This window comes from Xanthomonas sp. WHRI 1810A (assembly GCF_040202885.1).
Lineage (GTDB): Bacteria > Pseudomonadota > Gammaproteobacteria > Pseudomonadales > Pseudomonadaceae > Aquipseudomonas.
Map to the genome: position 1 here is coordinate 1 of NZ_JBEGED010000039.1, position 4,405 is coordinate 4,405.

Sequence of the window (4,405 nt, forward strand, 5' to 3'; positions counted from 1 at the left end):
GTAAGCGTCTGGCAATCACGTCTTGCGAGCAGTTAATTGTCTGGGTCACTTCTCGGACGTACAGGTACCTGTTTGCGCACGGCATTGGACAGAACCAACGATGTCGTGACCGAACCATGGGCAGCCAGCGCATCGACTATAGTCTCCAAATCAGCAGGCTGAGAAAACGCGCAACGGACTATGAAGCAGTCTTCTCCCGTGATCCTGTCAGCTTCTAGCACTTCAGGTATGTTGTTAAACAACTCCAGATAGCGCTTGATGTGCTGGTGAGTTGTGCGAATGCGCAGAATCGCCTGCAACCCCAACCCTACCTCACGCAAACTTACCCGCGCGCTGTAACCCTCTATGACACCCGCAGCTTCGAGTTTCTGAACTCGCTCGCTCATAGCCGGTTGGGAAAGCCCAATGCGCTTGCCCAAGGATGCCAGGCTTTGCCGTGCATTCTTTTGCAGTGCCTCCAGAATCTGCCAATCTTTGCTGTCCAGCCCCATGCTTTTCCTCTACTGAGTAATCCGATGAATCATCGGTTGACGACGCTTCTTTCGGATGATTTGCCATCCAAGGTCGATGTGTCATTCGCTACATTCTGCGGACACCCCTTCTGAGAAACAAGAAATGACACCTTCGATATTGCTCCTCCCGGGCATTGGCAATTCCGGCCCAGGTCACTGGCAGACGATATGGGCACACACCGACGCTTCCATGGAGAGCATTGGGGGGCAAGACTGGAATCGACCAGTTTGCACAAAGTGGGTCGAGAATCTGGAGGCCGCTATTAGCCGAGCGGGGCCCGACATCGTGTTGGTAGCCCACAGCCTTGGCTGCCTGCAAGTCGCCCACTGGGCGCAATGTAGTCGCACATTGGTTAGGGCCGCTTTGCTGGTTGCCGTACCAGACCCCGACCGCTCCACTTTTCCGAACGAGGCGCTAGGATTTAGTCCACTTGGCCTGAAGCGTTTTGCATTTCCAAGTACCGTTGTCGCAAGCTGCAACGACCCATATGCAGATATGGATTATAGCCAGCGATGTGCAGAAGCCTGGGGCAGCCGCCTGGTGAACATCGGGCCCCAAGGGCACATTAATTCGGCCAGCGGACTTGGTGATTGGCTTCAGGGGAGAGCGTTGCTGGAAGATCTCGTCGCAATGTCTGTGAGACCCGTACCAGATGTTCGCTCAACCGTTCACGACGCTAAAGAAAAGAACTCACTTCATTGTTCGCAAGGAAAGCCAAATGAATAACGCATCCAACGCCCCTGTTGTATTCATCAACGGCCTTATCGGTACGTTGAATGATCCTGAGATTCATAGACAGCTCGGTGATCGACCCTTCCTTGCACCTGATCTTTACGGCTATGGAAACCATCAAGGTACGCCTGTAGGGAATATCAATATTCAGGGACAGGTCGAACGAATACGCGAGGTGGTCGAAGCCGAGTTCAATGAATGTGCAGTGAATCTTGTTGGGCATTCGGTCGGTGGAGTGGTGGCCTATGCATTTGCCCACCGCTACCCAGAGCGCGTGAAGAGCCTTGTCAGTGTTGAAGGTAACTTCACCCTGAAGGATGCCTTCTGGTCATCGTCCGTCGCGAACATGTCAGTAGAGCAAGCAGAAACCATGCTGGAGGGGTTCCGGGCCGATCCCGAGGCCTGGCTGGAGCGATCCGGAATACTGGAGCCCGCTGGCCAAACAGAAACCGCGAAGACCTGGCTTGCCCACCAACCTGCTTCAACCTTGCAAGCTATGGCCCAATCGGTAGTGGCGGTCACAGGGCGCCCTGACTATCAAACAATCTTAAGGAGCGTGTTCGCTTCGGTACCGGTGCATTTGTTGGCGGGTGAGCACTCAGTCGGAGGTTGGGATGTTCCTGACTGGGCAAATAAGGGAGCGACGAGTCTCACCATCATGCCAGACGTTGGACACCTAATGATGTTGCAACATCCCGCTGCGTTTGGTCGACTGGTTGCGGGCCTATTAGCCTGAGTGAGAGTTGATACACGCAAAAGCGTCTGCCGAAGGCACCATGCCTAAGCTAGGCCCCGTCCACTGATGCGGCAGCAGTTGTCCGATCTCGCTTGCTCGCTGCGTCGGCAGCCGCTTGAGAACATCCTTTAAATAGGCATACGGATCATGCCCATTCAGCCGCGCCGACTGGATCAAACTCATGATCGCTGCGGCCCGTTTGCCGCTGCGCAACGACCCTGCAAAGAGCCAGTTCTTGCGCCCAAGAGCCCACGGTCGGATCTGGTTCTCTGCCCAGTTGTTGTCAATGGGTACGGCTCCGTCATCGAGATAGCGCGACAGCGCTGCCCAGCGTTTGAGGCTGTAATCCAGGGCTCTGCTGATAGCCGAACCTTCAGGCACGAGATCACGCTGGGCGATCATCCAGGTATGCAGCACATCCATCACCGGTACGGCTTTTTCTTGCCGTATTCGGCGTCGTAAATCCGGCTCCAGATCGCGGGCGTCACGTTCGATTTCGTACAGTAACTGGATATAGCGCAGGGCCTGCTCGGCGAGCATGCTCTTGTTAGTGGCGTGCAGTTCGAAGAACTTACGCCGCGCATGGGCCATGCAGCCGATCTCGGTCACGCCGAGTTCGAAGCTGGCCTTGTAACCGCCAAAATCATCACAGACCAGCTTGCCCTTCCAGCCTTGCAGGAACTTGCGAGCATGCTCACCAGCGCGACTGGGACTGAAGTCATAAACGACAGCCGCTGTTTCACAGAACTGGCTGGTGGCGTAGGCCCACACATAAGAGCGGTGAGTTTTCTTCGAGCTTGGAGCGAGCATCTGCACCGGTGTTTCATCAGCATGGATGACTTGCTGCCCAAGTACCACGTCGCGCAGCGCGTCGACCAGCGGCTGTAACTGCACGCCCGTCACGCCAACCCATTGAGCCAACGTTGAACGTGGAATCGCCAAGCCGGCTCGACCGAAAATCGACTCTTGGCGGTAAAGCGGCAAGTGGTCGGCAAACTTGGCGATCATGACGTGGGCCAGCAGTCCGGCGGTCGGGATGCCCTTGTCGATGATCTGCGCCGGAACCGGCGCCTGGATCAGCGTTTCGCAGTCATCACAGACCCATTTTCCGCGCACATGGCGCTCGACAGTGAATATGCCCGGCGTGTAGTCCAGCTTCTCGCTGACGTCTTCACCGATGCGCTTGAGGGCGCAGCCACAGGGGCAGTGAGTGTTGTCCGGTTCGTGATGGATCAACGTGCGTGGAAACTCTGCTGGCAATGCAGTGCGCTTGGGCTTTTGCTTTTTCTCGGTCGGCGTCGGAGCTGTTTGCAACGCCTGAAGCTCTGCTTCAATTGCCGCGATATCGGTATCGATCAGGTCATCGAGCAAGCTGGCCTGCTGCGGATTCATCTGCTCGCTACGCTTGGCAAACTTCAATCGCTTGAGTTGGGCGATCTCGTGGGTCAGCTTCTCGATCACCGTTTGATCGCGGTTGATCTTCTTGCCCATGGTCTCGATTTGCTGGTCGAGCGTCTCGACACGCTGTATCAACTGCGCCGCCAAAGCGCGCAGTTGTTCAGGGGTAAGGTGGTCGGGATTGGGGAGCGAAGTCATGGTGCCGATTTTGCCAGACCAGACAATTCACGGCGATAGATCGATAGGCTAATGGCAGCTGTTAAAGCAGTGTGATTGCGCCGCCGGAGCCCGCGCGCTGCCATGGCAGGCCCAACACCAACGCCTGGAGTTGCTCGGTACCCAACTGCATTTCAGAACCCTGGCGAATGCCTGGCCAGTGGAACTTGCCTTGATTCAAACGGCGAGCCGCCAGCCAGATCCCGAAGCCGTCATGCACCAGAACTTTCATCCGAGTGGCCCGGCGGTTGGCGAACAGATAAGCACAGTGCGGCTTCGCCGCACCGAACACCGCGATCACCCTGGCTAACGCGGTTTCGGTGCCCGCTCGCATGTCCATCGGCTCAGTAGCGAGCCAGATGAAGTCGATGCGGATCATCGCAGCAGGTCTCGAAGAAAGGTCGCGCAGGCAGCAGCATTTTCGCTTGGCCAGTTCACTTTGACGGTGCCGCTCGGGTGCTGGATCTCAACGCAGATGTTCGAGGATGCCGCTTGCGAATTTGCTCCGGCCAACTGGATGGGTAACGGAATGAATGCAGGTTGCAGCGCCGTGCTTTTCTGCGCATGAACCCGAATCCATTTGTGGACGAGGTTTGCGTTGAGGCTATGGCTGAGGGCGACGCTGGCAATCGAGGCACGAGGCTGGGCGCACTCTTGGATGACCTGGACTTTGAAGGAGTTGGAGTAGGAACGGCGTTGTGGCTGCATGAAATACCCGCTTAAAAGGCTAGAACTGGTGTCCACTTAAATTAAGTGCACACCATGTCTTGGCTTTGCAGCGCTGGGTAGATGACTTGGCCGGACGGATAC

General features: G+C 56.3%; 6 protein-coding genes. 2 read left to right on the forward strand and 4 right to left on the reverse strand.

Annotated features, from left to right (window positions below):
- Nucleotides 1-32 precede the first annotated feature (32 nt).
- Nucleotides 33-491 (reverse strand): Lrp/AsnC family transcriptional regulator, encoded by a 459-nt coding sequence (locus tag ABQX22_RS26555; RefSeq protein ID WP_074758573.1) that lies wholly within the window; start codon nucleotides 489-491, stop codon nucleotides 33-35.
- A 124-nt stretch (nucleotides 492-615) separates the two neighbouring features.
- Here ABQX22_RS26555 and ABQX22_RS26560 point away from each other — a divergent pair, with 124 nt between their 5' ends.
- Both ABQX22_RS26560 and ABQX22_RS26565 read left to right on the forward strand, forming a co-directional pair.
- On the forward strand, nucleotides 616-1,239 hold the full coding sequence (locus ABQX22_RS26560; protein WP_074758575.1) for an RBBP9/YdeN family alpha/beta hydrolase: 624 nt from the start codon (nucleotides 616-618) through the stop codon (nucleotides 1,237-1,239).
- Nucleotides 1,232-1,981 (forward strand): alpha/beta fold hydrolase, encoded by a 750-nt coding sequence (locus ABQX22_RS26565; protein ID WP_008012709.1) that lies wholly within the window; start codon nucleotides 1,232-1,234, stop codon nucleotides 1,979-1,981. Before ABQX22_RS26560 ends, ABQX22_RS26565 begins: the two co-directional genes overlap by 8 nt.
- Here ABQX22_RS26565 and tnpC read toward each other — a convergent pair.
- The 3 genes from tnpC to tnpA all read right to left on the reverse strand — a co-directional run bounded on the left by tnpC (nucleotide 1,973) and on the right by tnpA (nucleotide 4,303).
- Complete coding sequence (gene tnpC, locus ABQX22_RS26570) at nucleotides 1,973-3,577, reverse strand: IS66 family transposase (RefSeq protein WP_349802841.1); 1,605 nt, start codon at nucleotides 3,575-3,577, stop codon at nucleotides 1,973-1,975. The two genes, ABQX22_RS26565 and tnpC, sit on opposite strands and share 9 nt — an antisense overlap.
- A 61-nt stretch (nucleotides 3,578-3,638) precedes the next feature.
- Nucleotides 3,639-3,974: an IS66 family insertion sequence element accessory protein TnpB gene (tnpB, locus tag ABQX22_RS26575; protein WP_074758581.1), complete on the reverse strand. Its 336-nt coding sequence runs from the start codon at nucleotides 3,972-3,974 to the stop codon at nucleotides 3,639-3,641.
- Nucleotides 3,971-4,303, reverse strand: a complete 333-nt coding sequence (gene tnpA, locus ABQX22_RS26580; protein WP_074758583.1) for an IS66-like element accessory protein TnpA — start codon at nucleotides 4,301-4,303, stop codon at nucleotides 3,971-3,973. Before tnpA ends, tnpB begins: the two co-directional genes overlap by 4 nt.
- Nucleotides 4,304-4,405: the final 102 nt, after the last annotated feature.

What these genes read in the sequence shown, in the direction of transcription:
- ABQX22_RS26555 (WP_074758573.1), bottom strand. Translation starts at nt 491, where the DNA reads ATGGGGCTGGACAGCAAAGATTGGCAGATTCTGGAGGCACTGCAAAAG.
- ABQX22_RS26560 (WP_074758575.1), top strand. Translation starts at nt 616, where the DNA reads ATGACACCTTCGATATTGCTCCTCCCGGGCATTGGCAATTCCGGCCCA.
- ABQX22_RS26565 (WP_008012709.1), top strand. Translation starts at nt 1,232, where the DNA reads ATGAATAACGCATCCAACGCCCCTGTTGTATTCATCAACGGCCTTATC.
- tnpC (WP_349802841.1), bottom strand. Translation starts at nt 3,577, where the DNA reads ATGACTTCGCTCCCCAATCCCGACCACCTTACCCCTGAACAACTGCGC.
- tnpB (WP_074758581.1), bottom strand. Translation starts at nt 3,974, where the DNA reads ATGATCCGCATCGACTTCATCTGGCTCGCTACTGAGCCGATGGACATG.
- tnpA (WP_074758583.1), bottom strand. Translation starts at nt 4,303, where the DNA reads ATGCAGCCACAACGCCGTTCCTACTCCAACTCCTTCAAAGTCCAGGTC.